At 56.3% G+C, this 20,667-nt stretch carries 18 protein-coding genes; 7 read left to right on the top strand and 11 right to left on the bottom strand.

Features of this window, described 5'->3' with window-relative positions:
- Positions 1-208: 208 nt before the first annotated feature.
- From G7064_RS04935 to G7064_RS04930, 3 genes are read left to right on the top strand one after another with little or no spacing between them, the layout of a single operon-like run.
- Positions 209-2,356 (top strand): GH92 family glycosyl hydrolase, encoded by a 2,148-nt coding sequence (locus tag G7064_RS04935; protein ID WP_205711178.1) that lies wholly within the window; start codon positions 209-211, stop codon positions 2,354-2,356.
- Positions 2,331-2,489, top strand: coding sequence for a hypothetical protein (locus G7064_RS22710; protein ID WP_205711213.1), 159 nt, complete (start codon positions 2,331-2,333; stop codon positions 2,487-2,489). The genes G7064_RS04935 and G7064_RS22710 overlap by 26 nt, the downstream gene beginning before the upstream one ends.
- Before the next feature lie 41 nt (positions 2,490-2,530).
- Positions 2,531-3,571, top strand: coding sequence for a LacI family DNA-binding transcriptional regulator (locus G7064_RS04930; RefSeq protein ID WP_166072706.1), 1,041 nt, complete (start codon positions 2,531-2,533; stop codon positions 3,569-3,571).
- Positions 3,572-3,671: 100 nt separating this feature from the next.
- Here the strand turns inward: G7064_RS04930 and G7064_RS04925 are convergent, their stop codons facing one another.
- From G7064_RS04925 to G7064_RS04905, 5 genes are all read right to left on the bottom strand, one after another.
- Positions 3,672-4,949 (bottom strand): sugar MFS transporter, encoded by a 1,278-nt coding sequence (locus G7064_RS04925; protein ID WP_166072705.1) that lies wholly within the window; start codon positions 4,947-4,949, stop codon positions 3,672-3,674.
- Positions 4,950-5,403: 454 nt separating this feature from the next.
- Positions 5,404-7,275 (bottom strand): beta-N-acetylhexosaminidase, encoded by a 1,872-nt coding sequence (locus tag G7064_RS04920; RefSeq protein ID WP_166072704.1) that lies wholly within the window; start codon positions 7,273-7,275, stop codon positions 5,404-5,406.
- 45 nt (positions 7,276-7,320) lie between these two features.
- Positions 7,321-8,046 (bottom strand): copper homeostasis protein CutC, encoded by a 726-nt coding sequence (locus tag G7064_RS04915; protein ID WP_166072703.1) that lies wholly within the window; start codon positions 8,044-8,046, stop codon positions 7,321-7,323.
- 5 nt (positions 8,047-8,051) lie between these two features.
- Entirely contained in the window at positions 8,052-9,077 is a 1,026-nt protein-coding gene (locus tag G7064_RS04910; RefSeq protein ID WP_166072702.1) for a N(4)-(beta-N-acetylglucosaminyl)-L-asparaginase, read from the bottom strand.
- 76 nt (positions 9,078-9,153) lie between these two features.
- On the bottom strand, positions 9,154-10,017 hold the full coding sequence (locus G7064_RS04905) for an endonuclease/exonuclease/phosphatase family protein (protein WP_166072701.1): 864 nt from the start codon (positions 10,015-10,017) through the stop codon (positions 9,154-9,156).
- 406 nt (positions 10,018-10,423) lie between these two features.
- Here G7064_RS04905 and G7064_RS04900 point away from each other — a divergent pair, with 406 nt between their 5' ends.
- Complete coding sequence (locus G7064_RS04900) at positions 10,424-10,786, top strand: carboxypeptidase-like regulatory domain-containing protein (RefSeq protein WP_166072700.1); 363 nt, start codon at positions 10,424-10,426, stop codon at positions 10,784-10,786.
- A complete protein-coding gene (locus G7064_RS04895; protein WP_166072699.1) occupies positions 10,744-12,885 on the top strand; it encodes a TonB-dependent receptor domain-containing protein in 2,142 nt (713 codons plus the stop codon). The genes G7064_RS04900 and G7064_RS04895 overlap by 43 nt, the downstream gene beginning before the upstream one ends.
- 160 nt (positions 12,886-13,045) lie before the next feature.
- Here G7064_RS04895 and G7064_RS04890 read toward each other — a convergent pair whose 3' ends face one another.
- Positions 13,046-13,576: a nuclear transport factor 2 family protein gene (locus tag G7064_RS04890; RefSeq protein ID WP_240935741.1), complete on the bottom strand. Its 531-nt coding sequence runs from the start codon at positions 13,574-13,576 to the stop codon at positions 13,046-13,048.
- A 168-nt stretch (positions 13,577-13,744) separates the two neighbouring features.
- On the opposite strand from G7064_RS04890, the gene G7064_RS04885 reads away from it, so the two are divergent.
- The gene (locus G7064_RS04885) at positions 13,745-14,557 is read left to right on the top strand and encodes a DUF2490 domain-containing protein (RefSeq protein WP_166072697.1); all 813 of its coding nucleotides are present in this window, start codon (positions 13,745-13,747) and stop codon (positions 14,555-14,557) included.
- A gap of 35 nt (positions 14,558-14,592) precedes the next feature.
- Here the strand turns inward: G7064_RS04885 and G7064_RS04880 are convergent, their stop codons facing one another.
- Entirely contained in the window at positions 14,593-15,387 is a 795-nt protein-coding gene (locus tag G7064_RS04880; protein ID WP_166072696.1) for an oxygenase MpaB family protein, read from the bottom strand.
- 136 nt (positions 15,388-15,523) lie between these two features.
- On the bottom strand, positions 15,524-16,360 hold the full coding sequence (locus G7064_RS04875; RefSeq protein WP_166072695.1) for an MIP/aquaporin family protein: 837 nt from the start codon (positions 16,358-16,360) through the stop codon (positions 15,524-15,526).
- A 207-nt stretch (positions 16,361-16,567) separates the two neighbouring features.
- Here G7064_RS04875 and G7064_RS04870 point away from each other — a divergent pair, with 207 nt between their 5' ends.
- Positions 16,568-17,467, top strand: a complete 900-nt coding sequence (locus G7064_RS04870) for a DUF1080 domain-containing protein (protein ID WP_205711177.1) — start codon at positions 16,568-16,570, stop codon at positions 17,465-17,467.
- 24 nt (positions 17,468-17,491) lie between these two features.
- On the opposite strand, the gene G7064_RS04865 is transcribed toward G7064_RS04870, so the two are convergent.
- From G7064_RS04865 to G7064_RS04855, 3 genes are read right to left on the bottom strand one after another with little or no spacing between them, the layout of a single operon-like run.
- Complete coding sequence (locus tag G7064_RS04865; protein ID WP_133272320.1) at positions 17,492-18,262, bottom strand: DUF1080 domain-containing protein; 771 nt, start codon at positions 18,260-18,262, stop codon at positions 17,492-17,494.
- A gap of 34 nt (positions 18,263-18,296) precedes the next feature.
- A complete protein-coding gene (locus tag G7064_RS04860; RefSeq protein ID WP_166072693.1) occupies positions 18,297-19,184 on the bottom strand; it encodes a hydroxypyruvate isomerase family protein in 888 nt (295 codons plus the stop codon).
- A gap of 8 nt (positions 19,185-19,192) precedes the next feature.
- A complete protein-coding gene (locus G7064_RS04855) occupies positions 19,193-20,446 on the bottom strand; it encodes a nucleoside permease (RefSeq protein WP_133272322.1) in 1,254 nt (417 codons plus the stop codon).
- Between the last annotated feature and the right edge of the window lie 221 nt (positions 20,447-20,667).

Below are 20,667 nucleotides of genomic sequence, written 5' to 3'. Positions count from 1 at the left end.
GGAGAGCGAATGGCAGGGGATGTGGGAAAATGTCCGGAAATATTTTTACTTAACCAAAATAAGCTAAAACCTTTTAGCTTATTTGTCTAAGCGGTTTTAATTTGGAGCTTCACCGGCGCCGTAGTAACGGCGCTTGGTGCGAGCTCCGGGCTGAGCAGAGCGCTATCAGCCCCGCTTGCTTCCATGTATACTTCAAGCTATTGTCTTCATGCCTTCATCCTCTACCCATCTGCCCCGCGAAGCCCCGCGGTTTTTGTTGTGGCTGTTTAGCTTGCTCTGGTTTGGGACCGCCACTCTGCCCGCCACAGGCCAGCGCCTGACCTCCCACGTCGACCCGATGATTGGCACGGGCGGGCACGGCCACGTTTTTTTGGGGGCTAATGTGCCCTTTGGGGCAGTGCAGCTCGGCCCGCAAAACATCTTTAAAGGCTGGGACTGGTGCTCGGGCTACCACTACTCCGATAGCTTGATGATCGGCTTTTCGCACACCCACCTGAGCGGCACCGGCGCTTCCGATCTGGGCGACGTGCTGATAATGCCCTACACCGGCCCGATCAAAACGGATAAGGGCCAGCAAAAAGCCCCCCACGGGGGGTACCTGTCGCGCTACTCGCACCAGCGCGAAACTGCCAAGCCCGGCTATTACGCGGTGACCCTGGATGACTATGATATTCGGGCCGAGCTGACCAGCACCGAGCGAGTAGGCTTTCACCGCTACACTTTCCCGACTGGTGGCAAGCAAGCCCACGTTATCATCGACCTGAAAGAAGGCATTGACGACAAAGCCACCGACACCTACATTGAACAGGTTGACCCGCAGACGTTTGTGGGCTACCGCTTCTCCAAGGGCTGGGCCAGCGACCAGCGCGTGTACTTCGCCATCAAGACCTCGGTGCCCATCCCGCAATTTGCCGTGTACGAGGAGGCGCAGCTACTCACCGGCAAAAAAGGGCAGGGGAAGGCGATAAAGGGCCTGTTCAGCTTTGCTAAAGCCCCAGCTACGTTGCAGCTGAAGGTGGGCATCTCACCGGTTAGCTCGCAGAACGCGCTGGCGAATATTGCGGCCGAGATTCCCGGCTGGGATTTCGGGGCAGTGCAGCAGGCGGCCGATGAAAAGTGGAATAAGGAGCTCAGCAAGATGACCATTGAAACCAAGGACCCCGCAATCCGGCGCATCTTCTACACCTCCATGTATCACGCCCTGTTCGCGCCGGCTTTGTTCAACGACGTGAACGGCGACTACCGCGGCACCGATAAGAAAGTGTACCCCAAGGCGCCCTTTGTTAATTACACCACGTTCTCGCTCTGGGATACGTACCGCACGGCTCACTCGCTGTTTTTGCTGGCCCAGCCCGAGCGGGTAAGCGATATGATGCGCTCCATGCTGGCTATTCAGGAGCAGCAGGGCAAGCTGCCTATCTGGCATTTGATGGGCTCCGAAACCAATACGATGGTAGGCTACAGCGCCGTGCCGGCACTGGCCGAAGCCTTTCTGAAGGGTACGCCCGGCCTCGACGGGAAGCGGGTGCTGGCCGCTATGAAAGCCTCCAGCACACGCGATGACCAGGGGGTAAACTATGTCAAAACCTTGGGCTTCATTCCGGCCGATAAGGAAAATGAATCGGTAGCCAAGGCGATGGAGTACGCCATCGATGATTGGAGCATTGCGCAGGTAGCCAAGAAGTTAGACGACAAAGAGGCGTACGCTACTTACAGCAAGCGCGCTAAGTACTACCAGCGCTACTTCGACCCGAAAACCCGGTTTATGCGTGGCGTCACCGCCGATGGCAAATTTCAATTGCCTTTTAACGCGTTTCAGTCCATTCACCGCCAGAATCCTTACACCGAGGGCAACGCCTGGCAGTACACCTGGCTGGTGCCCCACGACGTGCCGGGGCTCATCCAGCTATTTGGCTCCGATGCGGCCTTCACTCAGAAGCTCGACAGCCTGTTTATTGTGCAAGGCAACCTGGGCGAAAGCGCCTCCCCCGACATATCGGGCCTTATTGGGATGTATGCCCACGGCAACGAGCCCAGCCACGCCACCACCTATTTGTATGCCTACGCCGGTCAGCAGTGGAAAACGGCCGAAAAGGTGCGACAAGTGCTGCGGGAGATGTACAAAGACAAGCCCGACGGCATCAGCGGCAATGAGGACTGCGGACAGATGAGCGCCTGGTACATTCTCTCGGCCCTGGGCTTTTACCCCGTTAGCCCCAGCAGCGGCGCCTACGTGCTGGGCAGCCCCATCGTCGACAAGGCTACCTTGCAGCTGCCGGGGGCAAATCTTTCGTGCTGGAGGTCAAGAATAATGCCCCCAGAACCTCTACATTCTGGCAGCCACGCTCAACGGTAAGCCTTACCCCAACAGCTACCTGCTCCACCGCGACATCGTGGCCGGCGGCAAACTCCAGCTAACGATGGGCCCGCAGCCAAACCAGAGCTTCGGCGCGGCGGCGGCTCACCGGCCGAAAGAAGTGTATGAGTAGCGGCTTAGATAATCAACCAGCTTCGGCAAAATTATTTCGCATTGAAAAAGAAAATCCTGATTCACGACATCGCTAAGCACCTGGACGTGTCCATTGCCACCGTGTCGCTGGTCTTGAACGGGAAGGCCAAGGACAACCGCATCAGTGACCAGCTGGCCGAGAAAGTGATGCAATACGTGCAGGAGGTTGGCTACAAGCCCAACCAATTGGCCAAAAGTCTGCGCACGGGCAAAACCCACGTCATTGGCCTGATGGTTGAAGATATTGCCAATCCCTTCTTCGCCACGGTGGCGGGCTTGATCGAGAAAAAAGCGCTGGCACGCGGTTACCGCATCATTTATTGCAGCACCAACAACGACCCAGCCAAGACCCGCGACCTGCTGACCATGTTTCAGGAGCGGCACGTGGATGGCTACGTTCTCGCCCCACCCGCCGGAATTGGGCCCGAAGTAAGCGCCATCGTGCGCAGCGGCAAACCCCTGGTGCTGTTCGACCGCCTGCTGCCGGATGTGACGGCTAATGCCGTGGTGGTAGATGGAGCCACGGGCATGTACGAAGCTACCCGCCACCTGCTCACGCAGGGGTTCACGGCCATTGCGTTGGTTACGCTGGGCTCGGGGCAAATGCAGATGACAGCGCGCCGGGAGGGCTACGCTCAGGCACTGCGGGAGCAGCAGCTACCGGAACTCGTGCTGGAGGTAGAGTTTCAGCAGGAGCCCGAAGCCATTATTACCCAGATGCAGGCTTTTTTTCAGGCACATCCGGCCTGCCACGCCGTGCTGTTTGCCACCAATTATCTGGGCGTGTACGGCCTGGAGGCGCTCAGCCGCCTGAACTACCGCATCCCGGAGAACATGGCCGTGGTTTCCTTTGACGACAACGATTTGTTTCGGCTCTATTCGCCCCCCATCACCGTAGTAGCCCAACCGATGGAGGTGATATCGGAAAACGTGATTGAGACCCTCCTAAAGGCACTGGAAGGCGCCCAGGAAAGCGACCATATGACCCAGCTGCAGCTAGTGCCTCAACTTATTATCCGGCAGTCGTCCATCCGCGCGGCGTCGTCGGACACGGGTCAGTAAGTTGGTTTGATTGACCTGGGGGGGCTTTTTTAACGTAACAGCGCCCGTTCTGTGGTCTACAGAACGGGCGCCGTTTGCTTGTTGCTGGTGGGGGCAAAATTTACGCTGCCTCCACCCGACGACTGCCGCGCAGTCCGTACCACATGATATACACGTAGCAGACCACAGGTAGCAGCAACGCCATGCGCAGCCCACTCTGATCGGCCACGAAGCCGAACAGCATTGGCATCAGGGCCCCGCCTACCACGGCGGTACACAGTAGGCCGGAGCCTTCCTCGGTGTGCCGACCCAGTCCAGCTAGCGCCAGCGGAAAGATGACGGGCCACATAATGGAGTTCATCAGGCCCACCGCCAGCAAACTCCACATAGCCAGTTCGCCTGTGCTATTGATGGAGATAAGCACCAAAATGACCGCGCCCACGGCGTTGAAAGCCAGTAGCTTACTAGGCGAAAATTTATTGAGCAAATAAGCCCCCGCAAATCGGCCCACCATGGCCGCGCCCCCATAAAAAGTTACTCTTTCGCCGGCTTCCTTCGCCGACAATCCCATCACATCAGGCAAGGCAAAATAATTAACCAAATGCGAGCCAATAGCCACTTCAGCACCTACGTAAGCAAAAATACCAACGACGCCGAGTACTAAGTGCCGATGATGCCAAGCGCGCGTTTTGTCTATAATTCCTTTTGTTTCAATTACCTCGTGTTTGATAACTGGGAGATTGATTCTACTAAGCATGAAGCTAATGATCAGTAGAAGACTTCCGATAGCTAAGTAGGGTATTTGAACAGCTTTAACATCAATTTGATTAGCAACAACTGAAGAAGCTTCATCTGGTAAGTGACTCAAAATTAAAGCACTACCCGCGATAGGTGCCAACGTTACCCCCAAGGAATTGAAGGCCTGTGTGAGTGTGAGGCGCGCCGAGGCCGACTTGGGCGGGCCCAGGATAGCTACGTACGGATTGGCTGCTACCTGTAGGATGGTAATGCCCGAGGCCAGCACGAACAGCGCCCCCAGAAATAGCCCGTACACGCGCTGCTCCGCCGCCGGATAAAATAAATAGGCCCCCAGCGCGGCAATGGCGAAGCCAATCAGCATGCCCCGCTTGTAGCCAACCCGTTGTACCAGCTTGCCCGCCGGAATGCTGACGAGAAAATAAGCCCCGAAAAAGCACAGGTTAATCAGGTTGGCCTGAGTGTATGAGAGCTGAAAAATGGCCTTCAAATACGGAATCAGAATGTCATTCAAACAGGTAATGAAGCCCCACAGAAAGAACAAAGTGGTGACGGCGCTTAGGGCCGAGGTGTAGCGTTCGGTCTGGGCCGGCGCGGCCGTGCCAGCGGGCCGGGGCGGAAGAACGGAGGGAGGGGAGGCCATGAGCGGAGTCAAAAAATAGTGAAAGGTGGAATAAGGAGCCGTAGCGGCACCTGTCATCGGCGGAAATTGGAAGCGCTGCCGCTTCAAGAGCTAAGATGACGACAATTTTATAATCTTAAGACGCCTATCAAAGTTAAAGCTTAAAGGTTTTAGCAAATAGGAGATGTTCCATCACTCATAGGGCCGTATGAGTAGTAAGAAACTTCGCTAGAATCGGACCGTGGCCCATACTAGAGCATATGGCGAATTTATTTGTCACCTGAAAAGGCTGTCATGCTTGATCTGTTGTCCGCTTGTCGAAGTATCTCTATTGGTTCCTAATCAACATCATTGCAACGAAGCACGCGAGATGCTTCGCTCCCCTCAGCCTGACAACTACTGTGGCAACGACTATTGGCCCGATGCTACATTCATGCTTGTAAGCAGAATGTCCGGTATGACGATCCTTAAGACGTTACTTGATCAGCAGCTCGACTGGGGGGCTTTTTCGGCCATTGGGAGCAACGGTTACCGCTCGTACGGTGAGCTGCTGGTTGAGCGGCACGGCCAAGGGTTTGGTATAGAGGTCGGTAGTTTCATCGGGCATTTTGCCGTCCAGGGTGTAGCGAATTTGCCCCCCAGGCACCAGGGAGCGCAGCGTCAGTACGGCTTTGCCACCCTGCCGAACTACACTGGCGCTATCGAGACCCAGCGGCTCGGGCACCCGATAGTTTATCCTGCGTGCATCGAGCCGGGCAAACTGCTGACTCATACGCGGCAAAAACTCGGCGTATTTTTTCCGCGCAGCAGGCGTCCAGGCAACCTCCGCCACCGCCAGTAGCCGCGGAAACAGCATATACTCCACCTTGGCCGGCGTCGTGATGTATTCAGTCCACAGGTTGGCTTGCGGACCCAGGATGTGCTTTTGCTGCTCCGGCGTCAGCTCCTGGGGCAGGGGATTGAAGCTGTACACCTTCTCCAGGGGCAGGTAGCCGCCAATCATGAGTGGTTCGTAGGGGCTGTGGGGTTGCGGGTGTTGGCCATAATCTAGGTACAGATGGCTGGTAGGCGTCATCACAACATCGTTGCCGCGCCGGGCGGCCTCAATGCCACCTTTTTCGCCCCGCCAGCTCATGACGGTAGCACTTGGAGAAATACCGCCTTCCAGAATCTCGTCCCAGCCAAGCAGCTTCTTGCCTTTGCTCTGCAAAAACTTTTCGATGCGGCGGTTAAACCAGCCCTGCACTTTCTCCACGTCATCCAGCCCCTCGCGCTTCATAATCTCCTGCACGGCGGCGCTTTCCTTCCAGCGCGTTTTCGGTGCTTCGTCGCCCCCGATGTGGATGTACTGCCCAGGAAACAGGGCGCTCACCTCCGTCAGTACATCCTCGAAAAAGCGGAAGGTTGGCTCCGTGGGGCACACAATGTCCTCATTTACCCCCCACTGCGTCCAGGCTTCATAGGGGCCGGGCCGGCACGCCAGCTCGGGGTAAGCGGCCAGCACGGCCACCGAATGCCCCGGCATCTCTATTTCTGGTACAATAGTAATGTAACGCTTCTGGGCGTAGGCCACCACGTCTTTGATTTGCTCCTGGGTATAGAAGCCGCCGTAGGGCGTGGCGTCGTACTTAAATTCGGCGGGCGTTTTAAACTGCTGCTGGGCGCCAATCAGGGTTTGCTTGCGAAAGGCGCTGATCTGCGTCAGCTTAGGGTGCTTTTTTATCTCAATGCGCCAGCCCTGGTCGTCGGTGAGGTGCCAGTGGAAGGTGTTGAACTTGTAGGCGGCCAGAAAGTCGATGTACTTCTTGACGAACTCCACCGGGAAGAAATGCCGGCTCACGTCGAGCATAGCGCCTCGCCAGCGGAACGCCGGCTCATCCATTATGCGCACGTGCGGCACGCCGGTGGTGGCCGCGGGGCGGGCCGGTAATAATTGCAGAAACGTCTGACAGCCATAGAACAGGCCGGCGCCGGCCGAAGCGGTAATCTGCACACCCGCTTTGTCAACGACCAGCTGATACGCCTCGGCGCCCGGCATAGCTTCCGTCACTAGCCTGATCTGCGCCGTTTGGCTGCTGGTCGTGAGGGCGACGGTCTTGCCCAAAGGCTCCAGCAGGCCCTTCAGCAACTCCGCCACGTTCCGTTCGGCCGGGCTTTTGGCATAGATGCTGATTTTTTGGGGAAGGAAATACGTGCCGGTCTGCACTTGTACTTGGCGGGGCAACGGCACCAGTCCCAAGCCTTGGGACGGTGTTGCCGGTTGTTGGGCCGCCGCCAGTTGGCTGAGCAACAGACCCAGCGCCAGCAGCTTAACAAAACGACCAGACAGGGAAAACGTACCGGGCATAAGCGTTTGATTTATCGTGAAATGACGAAAACAGGATGATCCAAGTTAATCCGCACCATTGGGGGGCAAATTGAGTTGCGCTGCCAGCTCAGCCACAATAGTTGCGTCCGTCTCCAGTAAGGTAGCGTCGAATAAGGTAGGTTCGGCGGCGGGTGATGGCAGGATTGGCCTAGTGGCGCTGGCGTGAAACTCGGTGGCACCGTTACTGGCCGCCAACTCCCGGATATTTTCGGGCGTGAGGCCCGCACCCGGCATGATACTGATCCGCCCGGCAGCCTGCTGAACCAGCGCCGCCAGCTGCGCCTGGCCCTGCATGGCGGTAATTTGCCCCCCAGAAGTGAGAATCCGCTGGCAGCCTAAGGCAATGATGTCTTCCAGAGCTTGCGCTTGGTTGGGGCAGGCATCGAAGGCGCGGTGAAACGTAACCGACATAGAACCCGCCAACTCGATGAGCAACCGACAACGCGCCAGGTCTACGCGGCCTGCCGCGTCCAGAATGCCGAACACGACCCCGGCGCAGCTCAAGGTGCGGCACTGCTCAATATCGGCGGCCATAATGTCCCACTCATCAGCCGTGTAGACGAAATTGCCTGGCCGCGGCCGAATCAGCACGAACACCGGAATCGTCAGCGACGCTTGCACTCGTCTGATCAGGCCAAAGGAAGGCGTGATGCCGCCCTGCTCCAAGTTCTGACACAGCTCAATGCGCTGCGCCCCGCCCGCCTGCGCCGCTAAGGCCGATTGTATGGAATTGGCGCAGATTTCCAGCATGCTACTCAGGCGAGCAAGAAGTCGCTTTGTACGAGCTGTTGCTGGTTTTTGGCGTCGCAGACGGCGTAGCTGAAGCCTTTTTGCAGCGCGTACGCACCGTGCTCGCCCTTGGCGCTGATGGCAATAAAGCACACCTGAATGTCGCGAGCTTGAGCACCTTTAATTTTTGCAATACGCTCGATGGCAGCTTTGCAGGCAGCTTTGGGCGCGAGGCCCTGACGCATAAGCTCTACCACGGTATGAGCGCCGGCAATACGAATCACGTCTTCGCCCTGGCCAGTGGCCGCAGCCGCCCCCACGGCATTATCCACAAAAAGACCCGAGCCGATGAGGGGCGAATCGCCGAGACGGCCCCGCATTTTAAAGCCCATGCCGCTGGTGGTGCAGCTGCCGCTGAGGTTGCCCTGCGCATCTTGGGCCAGCATGGCAATCGTATCGTGGTTATTGGCGCCGCCCACGGGCCCCACAGGTTTTTTGCTGCCCGTGTTCTCGACGTTTATAACCGGCTTGTACTGACTGGTTTTCAGCCACTCCTTGTAGGCTTTGGCCGCGTCGGCGCTGAGCTGCTGCGGTTCCAGCGGGAAGCCCTGCGCCACGGCAAATTGCTGAGCGCCTTCGCCTACCAGCATCACGTGCGGCGTGCGCTCCATTACCCGCCGCGCCACGCTGATGGGGTGCTTGATGCGCTCCAGGGCCGCCACGCTACCGCAGTTAAACTTCTCGTCCATGATGCACGCATCCAAGGTCACGATGCCGTCGCGGTCAGGATTGCCCCCCAGCCCCACGCAGCAGTTCTGCGAGGCTTCCGTCACCATCACGCCGGCCTCTACCGCGTCGAGGGCGCGTCCGCCCGGCCGCAATACCTTCCAGGCGCCTAAGTTGGCAGCCAGGCCAGTATCCCAGGTGGAAATAACCAAGGGCTGCCCCACAGCAGTCACCGGCGACGAGGTGGCGGCCAGCCCGTAGCTGGGAACCGCCAGCCCCGCTAGTCCGGCCGCGGTGGAGGCAATAAACTTTCGGCGAGTACTCATAGAGTAGAAAGGCTGAAGCGTTACGGTTAAATAAGATTTTGCGGATCAATTTTGCCCCCCAGATACTGCCAGGTACTTATTTTCGCCCGGAGTACTGCAATTCCACGGCCACTGGATAATGGTCGGAGGGCGTTTTGCCGCCGCCGTAGGTTTCGGTGAGGATGCCGTATCGGGTGGCTTTAAAAGCGGGACTCAGAAAGATATGGTCAATCCGTGCGTCGGTTTTGCGCTGGGAATTGAAGTCGTTGAACGTGCCGTTGGGCGCATATACTATTTGGGCCAGCTGGAAGGCATCACGTAAGTTGCTGGTCGTGTTGAGAATCGTGTAGCTCTCGTTGCGCTGGTCAATGTTGAAGTCACCCATCAGAATAACTGGCGTGGAGCCTGCCATCTCCTTTACCTTGGTCAGAATCAGCTTGGCGCTTTCTTTCCGGGCTTCTACACCTACGTGGTCGAAGTGGGTATTGAAGAGGTAGAAAGTAAAACCCGTTTTTTTCTCCCGCAGTTGGCCCCAGCTGCACACGCGCGGCAGCGCAGCATCCCAGCCTTTGCTCGGAACGGTGCTGGTGGGCGAAAGCCAGAACGTGCCGTGCTTGAGCAATTCGTATTTGTCCTGCTTGTAAAAAATAGCGGAAAATTCTCCACCCTGCTTGCCGTCGTCGCGACCCACGCCAGTGTAGGCGTAGCCCGGCAGCTGGCGCGTCATGTCCTGAAGCTGGCGATATAGTACTTCCTGGGTGCCAAAGACATCAAAATCCTGAAAGCGAATAAGATTAGCCAGGTATGGTAACCGCCGCGACCAGGCATTGACGGTGTCCTGCGGGTTATCGTAGCGAACATTGTAGGTGGCCACTTTCATGGTTTGGGCGGCTAACTCTACCCTGCTGCCAAGCAGCAAAAGCGCAACGAAGAGAAGCTTCCTGAACACAGACGAATGCATAGGCAGGGCAAAAAGAAGTGTCTTGGCTTACAAGGTAGAGAGATTTGGAAATGACAAGTGGTAAAGGGAAATCTTTCGCGGCTGCGCTCGGCGCCACGGGGCTGTCTACGCTCTTGCTATTGCCCTCCGAGTAGGGGCAAAATAAAAAAGTTTACACCGCCTGTAACCTTTTGGATTTTTTGCGGTGTCCACGTTTGAATTCTCTTCCATTCCCAATCATGCATTTCTGATCCGGCCACGCGCAACCGGACAGGCATCTGATTCCGGGCTGCTACTCGCGGCCTGCCGTCGGCATCATGTCCTACGGGTAGCGAAAGGAGGATTCGTAGCCGGCTGCTTCATTCAACTGGCGGCTAGCTGATCTGACTCTTCTCGCATTGCCATCATTACCATCCTCCGAAGCATCATGCGCACGAACTCTACTTTATTCGTAGCCAGAATCTTACTGGTCCTGTTAGCCTGGCTTATCGCTGCTACCGCTACGGCTCAAACTCCCGGTAGCCTCACCGGAACGGTGCGTACATCGGCCAGCGCCCCCATCGATTATGCCACCATTACCCTGCATCGCGCCGCCGACTCTTCGGTAGTTAAAACCGAGTTTAGTGATGCTCAGGGGGCTTTTCGTTTCGAAGGATTGAGTGAAGGAAGCTACCGCGTATCGGCGGCGCAGCTGGGGTACGTGCGGCACTGGAGTGCGCCCTTTACACTGCCCGCTGGGGGCAAATTTTGCCTGCTATTACGCTGCAAAAAAGCGCCGCTACGCAGTTAAAGGAAGTGCAGGTGGTAGGGCAGAAGCCCTTGTTTGAGCGCCTGGCCGACCGTACCGTGGTGAACGTGGAAGGCTCGACGCTGGCTGCCGGCAATACCACGCTAGATGTGTTGGCTCGGGCTCCCGGCGTAACCGTAGACGGCAACGACAACCTGGCGTTGCGCGGCCGTCAGGGTTTGCTCGTGCTCATTGACGGCAAGCGCCAGCCCATGACCGGCACCGAGCTAGCCGACTATCTGCGCTCCTTGCCGGCTGATCAATTGAAAAGCATTGAGCTGATAACGAATCCGCCGGCCAAGTACGACGCCCAGGGCGGAGCTGGCATTATCGCTATTAACCTCAAAAAGGATCAGCGCCAGGGCACCAACGGCAACGCCAACATCAGCTACGGCCGCGGTGAATACGGCAAGTTCTCCGGTAGCTTGTCAGGCAACCATCGCAACAAAGACGTCAACGTGTTCAGCGCGCTCACGTATGGCCGGCGCCGCAACTTTGGCGTTCGTGACACCTACCGCTACTTCTACGAGTCGCAGGACACGGGAGAGCCAGTCTTGATTGGTACCGCAGATCAGCGCAACCGGGCCGTTTTTGAGGATCATTTTATGATCTATAAGGTCGGAACGGATGTAAACCTGTCGAAAAATACCGTGCTGGGGGGCGTTATTTCGGGCTTTGGGGTGCCAAATCCGAAGCCCGGCGGGACGGGGGTCAATACCAGCACGTTTTACGATGGAGCAGGGCAGGTGAGTGATTATTATACCGCGCTAAGTACTAGCCGGGGCAACAACCCCAACATCACCGGCAACATCAATTTCAAGCATACCTTCGGCGAAGGTACGGGCCGCCCCGAACTGACTGCCGACGTAGATTATGCCCGCTACAACACGCACCGGACCCAAAGCCAAACCACTTTTTTTCAGTTGTCGGGCCAGCCGGATGCTACTTTAGCCAGCGACCAAACCAGCGAGCTAACCATCAAAGCCATAAAGGCCGATTATACCCAACAGTTGAATGCTGATACCCGCCTGGAAGCCGGCGCCAAAGCCAGCCAGGTGTACGCCGATAACGACATCCAATTCGAGAATACCCGCGAAGGCATTACCACACCCGACCTAAACCTGAGCAACCGCTTCCGCTACGATGAAGTCATTACGGCCGCTTACGTCAACCTCAATCATAATTTCAGCAAGCAATTTAATCTGCAAGCTGGCCTTCGGGGTGAGCAAACCAACGCTACCGGCCGCCAGATAGTGACCTCCGAGAACTTCGAGCGCAACTACTACCAGCTGTTCCCGAGTGCCGCCCTGAAATACGCGCCCACTGAGCAAAACGAAATAACGATGTCGTTAAGCCGGCGCATCAACCGTCCTTCTTATGGGCAGCTCAACCCTTTCCGCTTCATCATCGACCCGGCTACCTCCGGCAAAGGCAACCCCAACCTGCGCCCCGAAACCAGCTACAATATGGAGCTGAACTACACCTTCAAGCAGAAGTACACTGCCGGCCTCAGCTACAGCGTCACGAAAGATCCCATCACCGACGTGGCCTACCCCGAAACCGACACTACTACCGTTTCGACCAACGTAAACTTGGATCAGCAACAGTATGTGTCCCTCACGCTCACAGCTCCCATCACGGTAGGCAAGTGGTTGAGTATCTACAACAACGCCGTGTTCTTTTACATCCATTATGATGGCACCCTAGCTGGGACTTCCCTGCGGGCCGGACAGCCGGCTTACACCCTGAGCAGCAACAGTACTTTTACTTTCGGCAAAGGCTGGGGGGCAGAATTGAACGCCCGATACAATTCTCAGCAGCGGGTCGGTTTCTTCGAGTTCAGCGACTATGGGCAAGTCGGAATAGCTGTGAAAAAAGAGGTGATGGACCGCAAAGGCACCATCAAGCTGGCAGCTAACGACATTCTTTACACCTTGCCTTTTAGCGCCGTTTCGCTCTATAACAACTACCGGCAAGACCTTTACATCCGCCGCGACACGCGCGTGGTGACGCTCTCATTTGCTTGGAAATTTGGCAACGACAAGCTCACCACTACCAACCGCAAAACCGGAGCGGAGGAAGAGAAGCGCCGCGCGCAATAGTAATTCCTCTACTCTGGAAGTTCCGAGCATTAGGCGTATCAACACTCCCGGCGCTAAGCGGCAACAGTTGCCTTAGCGCCGGGAGTGTTGCTGTTTTCGGCTGTGGGGGGCTTTTTTAGAGGTATAGCGCGGGTCAGCAGCAAAGTATTTCCACCAATGCTCAATGATCGTGGTCGTAGCTGACGACGCGCGTTACTTTCCACTGCCCGTCTTTTAGCCGCCATACCATCATATTTTTGAAGGTGCCGCAGTCGTCTTTGCCGTTCTCCACGTGGCAGAAGCGGTGCAGGTGGGCATCTACGGCGCCATAGCCCGGAATAGGATACACCTCCAAGCTGCCTGGCACCAACTGCCGATTTAGACCGGTCGTTTTGTTCTGTTCAAAGAGGCTGCGAAAACCATCCATGGTTTTTTTGAAATCAGCCAGGCCGCCTCTGTCGTGGTAGAATTCGAGGTCTTCAGCGAAGTAGGTTTGCAACTGGTCCGCGTCGTGGCGGTTGAAGGCCGCAAACATGGCGCTGTCGAGGCGGGCTATAGTGGCATACAGTTCCTTCGACTCAGGTAATTGTACAGTAGCGGCAGGCGGCGGTGCCGTGGGTTTGCTGGTTGAGCAACTCGCCATTACAAGTAGCGACAATGCGCCAAGTATAGTCCGCAGGTGGACGCTGGATGGAGTATTCGTTTTTAGCATAGTCATTAGGTTAAAAAGATCAACGCTTATCCATGGCTGGCTATTTCCGATCTGAGTTCAACATACTATTGCGTAGGCTTATTACCACCACTCACCCGCGAAATTCGTTAGGGAATTCAGGCTGGCTATGCTTGCCGCCTCCATCACCTCATCCCTTCTCCCGTAGTAATGGCGCTTCACTACTTGCGCGCGTCGAAGCTTGCTGCGCTGTTGCCGCTAAGTTTGCTAGCGTCTCCGGCCGTTAGTCAATCTACTGAGCGGATAATAGACCGCAACGCTATAGGCTGGTTTACTTACAATGGCGACCACAAAATAGCCCCCCAGTGGGCCGTACACACGGAAGTGCAATTGCGCCGCACGCGCTTGGGCCTGGGCCGCCAGCAGCTACTCTCGCGGCTGGGCTTCGTGTATTCACTCGCTGAGAAGGTAACGTTATCGGGGGGCTATACGCAGCTGACCACGTATCCCTACGGCGACTACCCCACGGCCAGTCTCGGGGAAGCAACACCTGAGAACAGAGCGTATGAGGATGTGACGCTGGCCAGCACCTACGGCCGGTTGCAACTTACGCATCGGTTTCGGCTGGAGCAGCGCTGGCTGGGACAACTCGATGAAAGCAACCCGAAGCAAGTAGCCAGCTGGGAATACCAGAACCGCGCCCGCTATCAAGTGGCTGGTGAAATACCGCTGCAAGGCCCCACTATTGATGATGGGGAGCTGTATTTTACCTTCTTCGACGAGCTATTTATCGGTTTTGGGCAGAACGTGGGCCGGAACGTATTTAATCAAAACCGTATTTCGGGCGGCTTAGGCTACCAGATTCGCGACAATTGGAAGTTAGAGCTGAACTATCTAAACCAGTGGACCCAACACGCCGAGCCAGCGCCCAATACGCAGCAATCGGTATTTGAGAACAACAATGGGTTTCGCCTGAATGTGGTTTACAACCTGGATTTTACGTCGGCACCACCATCAAACTAATTCCCGTGCTGGCCCCGAGGAAGTGACCCTAACGCTTAGGAATGTACGCCAGCGGAATGCATAAGCTCAACCGGGTCGCGGTCCAACGCTTTAATCTTCGCTTTATAAGTTGGCGGTAGCAGCGCACTTTTCACCCACTGACTAAGCGACAAATGCTGCGTGCGACGGTACACCGGAACTACCGGCCGTAGCCACGACCTAGTGCCCAAATGAAGCAAGTCGCGCACAGTAGCCGGCACCACCAGGCGTTGCGCGTGGAGCAGCAGCCAGTACCGCACCGGCCCCAGGTGCTTCCGATACTGCTGATACAAATCTTTGGTAAAGCGGCTATACTCCAGGTCGGAAGCCAGATGCTGCTGCCGCACCACTAGCCACTGCGCGTAGGTGGGGGGCAAATCGGGAATACCCATGCGCTGCCCTACGCGAGAAAATACGGTGAATACCTCTTCTTTTTCGGGGCCACTCATGGGCCGCTCCAGTAGCTCGAATGCCCGAATAGAATAGTCAATCAGCAAGAACAGCACGTCGCGGTAGGCCCAGTCGGGAATGGCGGCGCCGCGCTTCGCTTCTACGGCCGCATGAATGGCGGCAATGCTGTCGATGGCGCGCTCGGCGCTGGTCTGGGGGGCAAATACGATCTGGCGGGCATACTCTACTGTTGAGAACAGGCGCGCTAAAGGGTCGGCGGGCAGGCGGCCCGTGAAGTACAGCCAGTCAACAGCCTTATTGAGCGCAAACTCCGCCGCTGCCCCCGCAAAAATGACCAGCACCGTGTCGGCCTTACCCCAGATGGTCCGCACCACGGAGTGCTTCGGCACAAAATATTCCATAGAACAAGAACCGGAAAAGACAGCAAAAGGCTCCCAGAGCCTGTGGTTACAACGGCTGCTGCGCTACCAAAGAGCCAAAGTAGCAGAACGTTAAGCTGCTGCCAACTCATATCCCGTCCAAAAGAAAAATGTACCCTCACTCATCCGGGTACTGCGGCGGCTCTTCGTCATGGGAGGCGTGGGGGGAACTGGGGCTGGGGCCGCAGCCGGCCATAATGGCGCACTCCAGGGGCTGGCCGTGGTGAAAGCGCAAAAAACCAACCGTCGCGAGCCACATAGCTAGGCAAGGCGCTACCCAATAAACCCAAAGTGCATGATAGTGGCCGGCCGCTACAGCGGTGCCCAGCGAACGGGCCGGGTTCAAGCTCATCCCGGAGTAAGGTGTTTCAACGAGAATATACAAGGCCACTAGCGCGCCCAACAGCCACCCAGCCCACTTTTTCAACCGACTCGAATGCAGGGCAATGAGCGTTACCAGCATCATCATAAAACAGATAATAAACTCGGCGGCGAAGGCGATCAGCTCGCCTTGCAAATACAGCGGGTGGGGCTGCGTCACCGTGTATTTTACCGCCGGATGCGCGTAGAATTCGGGCAAACAAAGCTTCAGCAAGTGGGCCGCCCCAATGGCCCCGCATAGTTGCGCCAGTACATACCATACCGCATCAGGAAGGCGTATTTTTCCTAATTGGTAGAAGGCCAGCGTAACGGCGGGGTTGATGTGCGCGCCCGACCGCTTGCCCCAGGGATTATAAATAACAATAACCAGCACAAGGCCCATTCCAAGCCCCAGAAGGCCCCGCCGCAGCAAGTGGCTTTCCGCAAAGCTTTGCCGCACGGGCGAAGCTGGATGCTCAAACAAGATGGTCAGCAAACCGGCGCTTCCCACAAAAAAGGCTAAGCCCAATGCTTCCGCAACGTAGTGGGGCCAGTGCCGACGTAGCGCGGAAAGCAAACGGTAGGCAAAAGGCATAAGCGAAACAGGGCGGGAACAGACTGATACAACGCATCCACCGCCGATGGGTTGTGCCAGCCAACGCACAGGATGGCGCGGGGGGCTTTTCCGAACTGTATGTCTTTGTTGGGATGATCTAGTATTACTTAGGCAGATATGCCTTGCCCAAGCCCAACAAAAGAGTAGCTTTGATTCATCCCCTCACGTTATGCTATGCTGCCTGATATGCGAAAATTTACCGCTTTGGCCCTGGGTGCCACGTTATTGTTTTTCTCTACTTCCTCCACGGCCCCGCGCGACGAGTGGGAGCCGCTACTGGATAAGAAGCTGAGCAAGTGGGAAACCTTCCAAAGCTACCGCCACCAGCTAGGCTACAAAGGAAAAGTACCCACCGACGCTCAAGGGAAGGAAATTACGCCCATCGGTTACGGCAAAAACGAAGCGAATGTATTCTCCGTTGTGATGGAGAAAGGGGAGCCGGTGCTGCGCATCAGCGGCGAGATATACGGCTGCGTATTCACCAAGCAAGACTTCACCAACTACACCCTCAAGCTGAAAGTGAAGTGGGGCGAGAAGAAGTGGGTGCCGCGCCTCAACGAGCCCCGCGACAGTGGCATTCTCTACAACAGCCAAGGCGAGTGCGGAGTAGACTACTGGCATAGCTGGATGCTGAGCCAGGAATTTCAGGTGTCGGAGTACGAGAAGGGCAACGCCATGGGCGACTTCTGGTGCATTGCCAACTCCACGGCCGACATTACCGCCACGCCAAACGAAACCAAAGACGGGCTGAAATACGACCCCACCGCGACGCCCGTCACCTTTGGCCGGGGCGGCCCCGGCTTTTGCCAGGCTTCAACCAATAACGGTGTTCCTAATGGGCAATGGGATGAGCTGGAGCTGATTCACGTGAATGGCAAGAGCGTCCACATTGTGAACGGCAAGGTGGTGCTGGCCGTCAACAACTCCGGCTACGTGGAAAACGGCCAGCGCCGGCCCCTCACGCACGGCAAAATTCAGCTGCAAAGCGAAGCCGCTGAGGTGTACTACAAAGGCATTATGATCAAGCCCCTGAACGCGATGCCCGCGGAGTACGCCCAGTATTTTAGCGACCAGCCAACCAAATAACCTCGAATTTGCCCCCCAGAAAGCCTATAACTCCCGAACCCAAATGTTGCGGAAGCTGAGTGGCTCACTCGGGTCGCCGTGGGATTGCAGCTTAATAGGCGAGGGGCCGTGCTTCTGGTAGCTGGGCTTGCCGATATACACGGTGGGGCCAGCCAACGTGACATTGTTCTGCACCACTACGCCGTTAAAAAGTACCGTCACGCGGGCGGGCGACTGTACCGAGCCATCGGCCTTAAAGGTGGGCGCCGTCCACAGCACGTCGTACGATTGCCACTCACCGGGTTTGCGGGTGGGGTTAGCCAGCGGAATCAGCTGTTTATAAATGCTGCCGGCCATTCCGTTCACGTAGGTTTTGTTCTGGTAAGAGTCCAGGATCTGTAGCTCGTAGCCTAGGTCGCCTTTGCCCAGTGAGGCTAGAAACAGGCCGCTGTTGCCACGTACTTGCCCTGTGCCCGCAATGGTAGCCGGGACGCGCCACTCCAAGTGCAGCTGGTAGTTGGTGAAGGTGCGCTTGGTTTCGATGTTGCCGGTCTTCTTGTCCACGGTAAAAATGCCCCCCGCGACTTTCCATTTGGCAGGCGCATTACGGTCATCAGCCGATACCCATTGGGTTAAGTCTTTGCCATCAAACAGCACAATAGCATCGGAGGGAGGAGGCGTAAATTGCGGATTGGCAGACACCACTTTGGGCACCGGCTCCCACACCTCCGTATCCTCTGGTTTCCCCGTCTGCTGCGCCTGAGCCATCAAAGAAGAACTAAATAGTAGAACGGAAGCGAGGACAGCAAGACGCATAAAATGCTTGGTGAAGTAGGTGAAAAGATGGCAGTTATACGTCGCAAAGCTGCACGGCTTGGCGCAGAGAAGCGAGCTTATCAGCTTTTTGTGGAATAAACTCCTGCGCCACGTAGCCTTTGAAGCCGGTGGCCACAATGGCGCGCATGATGGCCGGGTAGTTCAGTTCCTGGGTGTCGTCCAGCTCGTGGCGGCCCGGTACGCCGGCCGTGTGGTAGTGGGCAATATAGGGATGAAACTCGGTGAGGGTGCGAATGACATCACCCTCGTCAATCTGCATGTGATAGATGTCGTAGAGCAGCTTGAAGTTCTCGGAGCCCAGCCGCTTGGCGAGCTCCACGCCCCAATTGGTGTGGTCGCACTGGTAGTCTTTGTGGTCGATTTTGCTGTTGAGCAGCTCCATGACCAACACCACTTTATGCTGCGCGGCCAGTTTCACCAGTGGCTGGAGTCCTTTTACGCAGTTATTCCAGCCAGCCTCATCGGTGATGCCCCGACGGCTGCCGCTAAAGCAAATCAGGTTGGTGTAGCCGGCTTTGGCTACCTGCGGAATCATGTCGGCGTACTGCTTCTGCAGGCGCGCGTGAAACTGCGGATCGTTGAAGCCGTCGGTGAGGTTGATTTCGGCTCCGTTACACATGGGTGAGTCTAGCCCGTATTTTTTCAGCGTAGGCCAGTCTTTGGGGCCTACTAAATCTATGCCTTGGATACCCATTTCCTTGGCCGCGGCGCACAGCTTATCGAGCGGCAAATCCTGGAAGCACCACCGGCACACCGACTGTTTAATGTTGTTTTTCAACTGAGTATTCGGGCTGGGGGGCTTTTTGTCGGTGGTATAGGCACTGGCCATGCCCAGGGTGCCCACGGCGGCAGTGCTGGTGAGGAGACCTTTCAAGGCAGTTCTTCGGTTCCAGGTGGCCATGCTGTCAGTTATTTAGCTTGAGCTAACTCGGGGGCTGAGTTGTACGTGTCCGACTCCGTAGCCTGAGCTTGGGGCCGGTCCCGGAACAATAATAGGAAAACCAGTACAACTGCCCCAGCAATACCAGCCGGAATCAGCCAGATCATGCGCCAGTCGTGCACCCCTTCCGAGAGTTGGTAGTTATCAAAAATACGCCCCGAAAGCAGCGTGCCGATCAACATGCCTACGCCGTAGGTAGCAAGGGTAATAAAGCCCTGAGCGGAGCTCTTGAACCGCTCCCCGGCCAGGTTATCGGTGTAAATCTGGCCCGTCACGAAGAAGAAATCGTAGCAGATGCCGTGTAGTACGATGCCCGCAATGAGCATCCAGTAGTTGCTTTGGCCGTCGCCGTAAGCGAAGAAGAGGTAGCGCACCACCCAGGCCAGCATACCAATGGCTAGCATCTTTTTCACTCCCAAACGGGTAAAGAAAAACGGAATTAGGAGCATAAACAAAAGCTCGGAAACCTGCCCTAGGCTTTGCACGCCAGCCGCGGCTTTCATGCCTACCTCGTTCAAAAATGGGTTGGTAAAGCCGTAATAAAACGCCAACGGAATACAGATGGCGATGGAAGCCAGAAAGAAGATAAGGTAAGAGCGATTTTTCAGCAACCCAATCGCATCGAGGCCCAGCATATCGCCTAGGGAAGAAGATTGGCCGCGCTTTACGGGCGGCGTGGCGGGCAGCGTAAAGCTAAACACGCCCAGCAAAGCCGACGCACCAGCGGCCATCAGGAAGGTAGCCCGCAGACTGCCGCTTTGCTCCCAGTTCAGCCAACCGATAGTCAGGCCGGCCACAATCCAGCCCAGCGTGCCCAGCACCCGAATGGTAGCAAATTCCTTCTGTGGATTCTGCATCTGCCGAAACGCAATGGAGTTCACCAACGCCAGCGTAGGCATGTACAAAATCATGTAAGTCAGGATGTTGGGATAAAAAGAGCCGAAATCCGGCGACGAAGAAGCGCGCCAGAGCAGCAGCGCCCCAGCCAGATGCAGCACTCCCAAAATCTTCTGCGCCGAGAAAAACCGGTCGGCAATCAGGCCAATGATAAACGGCGCCACAATAGCCCCAATCGACTGCGTCAGAAAGGCTACGCCCACCTGCGTACCCGTCGCGCTGAGGTTGCGCAGCAGGTAGGTGCCTAACGTCACGAACCACGCGCCCCAGATGAAAAACTCCAGGAACATCATGATTGACAGCTTAATCCGAATGGAGGAAGTCATAGCTGGGAAGGGTTTCGGTGTCGTTAAGAAAGGAAGCTGTTTATGATTTATGCGCTCAACTGCATAATACAGGCGGTCATGCAGAGGCGGAGCCGAAGCATCTCGCGTGCTGATGTGAGGTTACTAACCTTACTAAACACGCGAGATGCTTCGCTACGGCTCTGCATGACGGTCGGTTTATTACACATTAGCACTTAAAGCATCAGCGCAGTAGATGTTGC

Source organism: Hymenobacter sp. HDW8 (assembly GCF_011305775.1).
Taxonomy (GTDB): Bacteria; Bacteroidota; Bacteroidia; order Cytophagales; family Hymenobacteraceae; genus Hymenobacter; species Hymenobacter radiodurans.
Note: the sequence above shows the minus strand (reverse complement) of the source record. Positions and strands in the feature narration are given on the sequence as shown.

What these genes read in the sequence shown, in the direction of transcription:
- G7064_RS04905 (WP_166072701.1), bottom strand. Translation starts at nt 10,017, where the DNA reads ATGCATTCGTCTGTGTTCAGGAAGCTTCTCTTCGTTGCGCTTTTGCTG.
- G7064_RS04920 (WP_166072704.1), bottom strand. Translation starts at nt 7,275, where the DNA reads ATGCCCGGTACGTTTTCCCTGTCTGGTCGTTTTGTTAAGCTGCTGGCG.
- G7064_RS04870 (WP_205711177.1), top strand. Translation starts at nt 16,568, where the DNA reads ATGCGAAAATTTACCGCTTTGGCCCTGGGTGCCACGTTATTGTTTTTC.
- G7064_RS04885 (WP_166072697.1), top strand. Translation starts at nt 13,745, where the DNA reads ATGGCGCTTCACTACTTGCGCGCGTCGAAGCTTGCTGCGCTGTTGCCG.
- G7064_RS04935 (WP_205711178.1), top strand. Translation starts at nt 209, where the DNA reads ATGCCTTCATCCTCTACCCATCTGCCCCGCGAAGCCCCGCGGTTTTTG.
- G7064_RS04865 (WP_133272320.1), bottom strand. Translation starts at nt 18,262, where the DNA reads ATGCGTCTTGCTGTCCTCGCTTCCGTTCTACTATTTAGTTCTTCTTTG.
- G7064_RS04855 (WP_133272322.1), bottom strand. Translation starts at nt 20,446, where the DNA reads ATGACTTCCTCCATTCGGATTAAGCTGTCAATCATGATGTTCCTGGAG.
- G7064_RS04910 (WP_166072702.1), bottom strand. Translation starts at nt 9,077, where the DNA reads ATGAGTACTCGCCGAAAGTTTATTGCCTCCACCGCGGCCGGACTAGCG.
- G7064_RS04875 (WP_166072695.1), bottom strand. Translation starts at nt 16,360, where the DNA reads ATGCCTTTTGCCTACCGTTTGCTTTCCGCGCTACGTCGGCACTGGCCC.
- G7064_RS04880 (WP_166072696.1), bottom strand. Translation starts at nt 15,387, where the DNA reads ATGGAATATTTTGTGCCGAAGCACTCCGTGGTGCGGACCATCTGGGGT.
- G7064_RS04860 (WP_166072693.1), bottom strand. Translation starts at nt 19,184, where the DNA reads ATGGCCACCTGGAACCGAAGAACTGCCTTGAAAGGTCTCCTCACCAGC.
- G7064_RS04900 (WP_166072700.1), top strand. Translation starts at nt 10,424, where the DNA reads ATGCGCACGAACTCTACTTTATTCGTAGCCAGAATCTTACTGGTCCTG.
- G7064_RS04915 (WP_166072703.1), bottom strand. Translation starts at nt 8,046, where the DNA reads ATGCTGGAAATCTGCGCCAATTCCATACAATCGGCCTTAGCGGCGCAG.
- G7064_RS04925 (WP_166072705.1), bottom strand. Translation starts at nt 4,949, where the DNA reads ATGGCCTCCCCTCCCTCCGTTCTTCCGCCCCGGCCCGCTGGCACGGCC.
- G7064_RS04890 (WP_240935741.1), bottom strand. Translation starts at nt 13,576, where the DNA reads ATGCTAAAAACGAATACTCCATCCAGCGTCCACCTGCGGACTATACTT.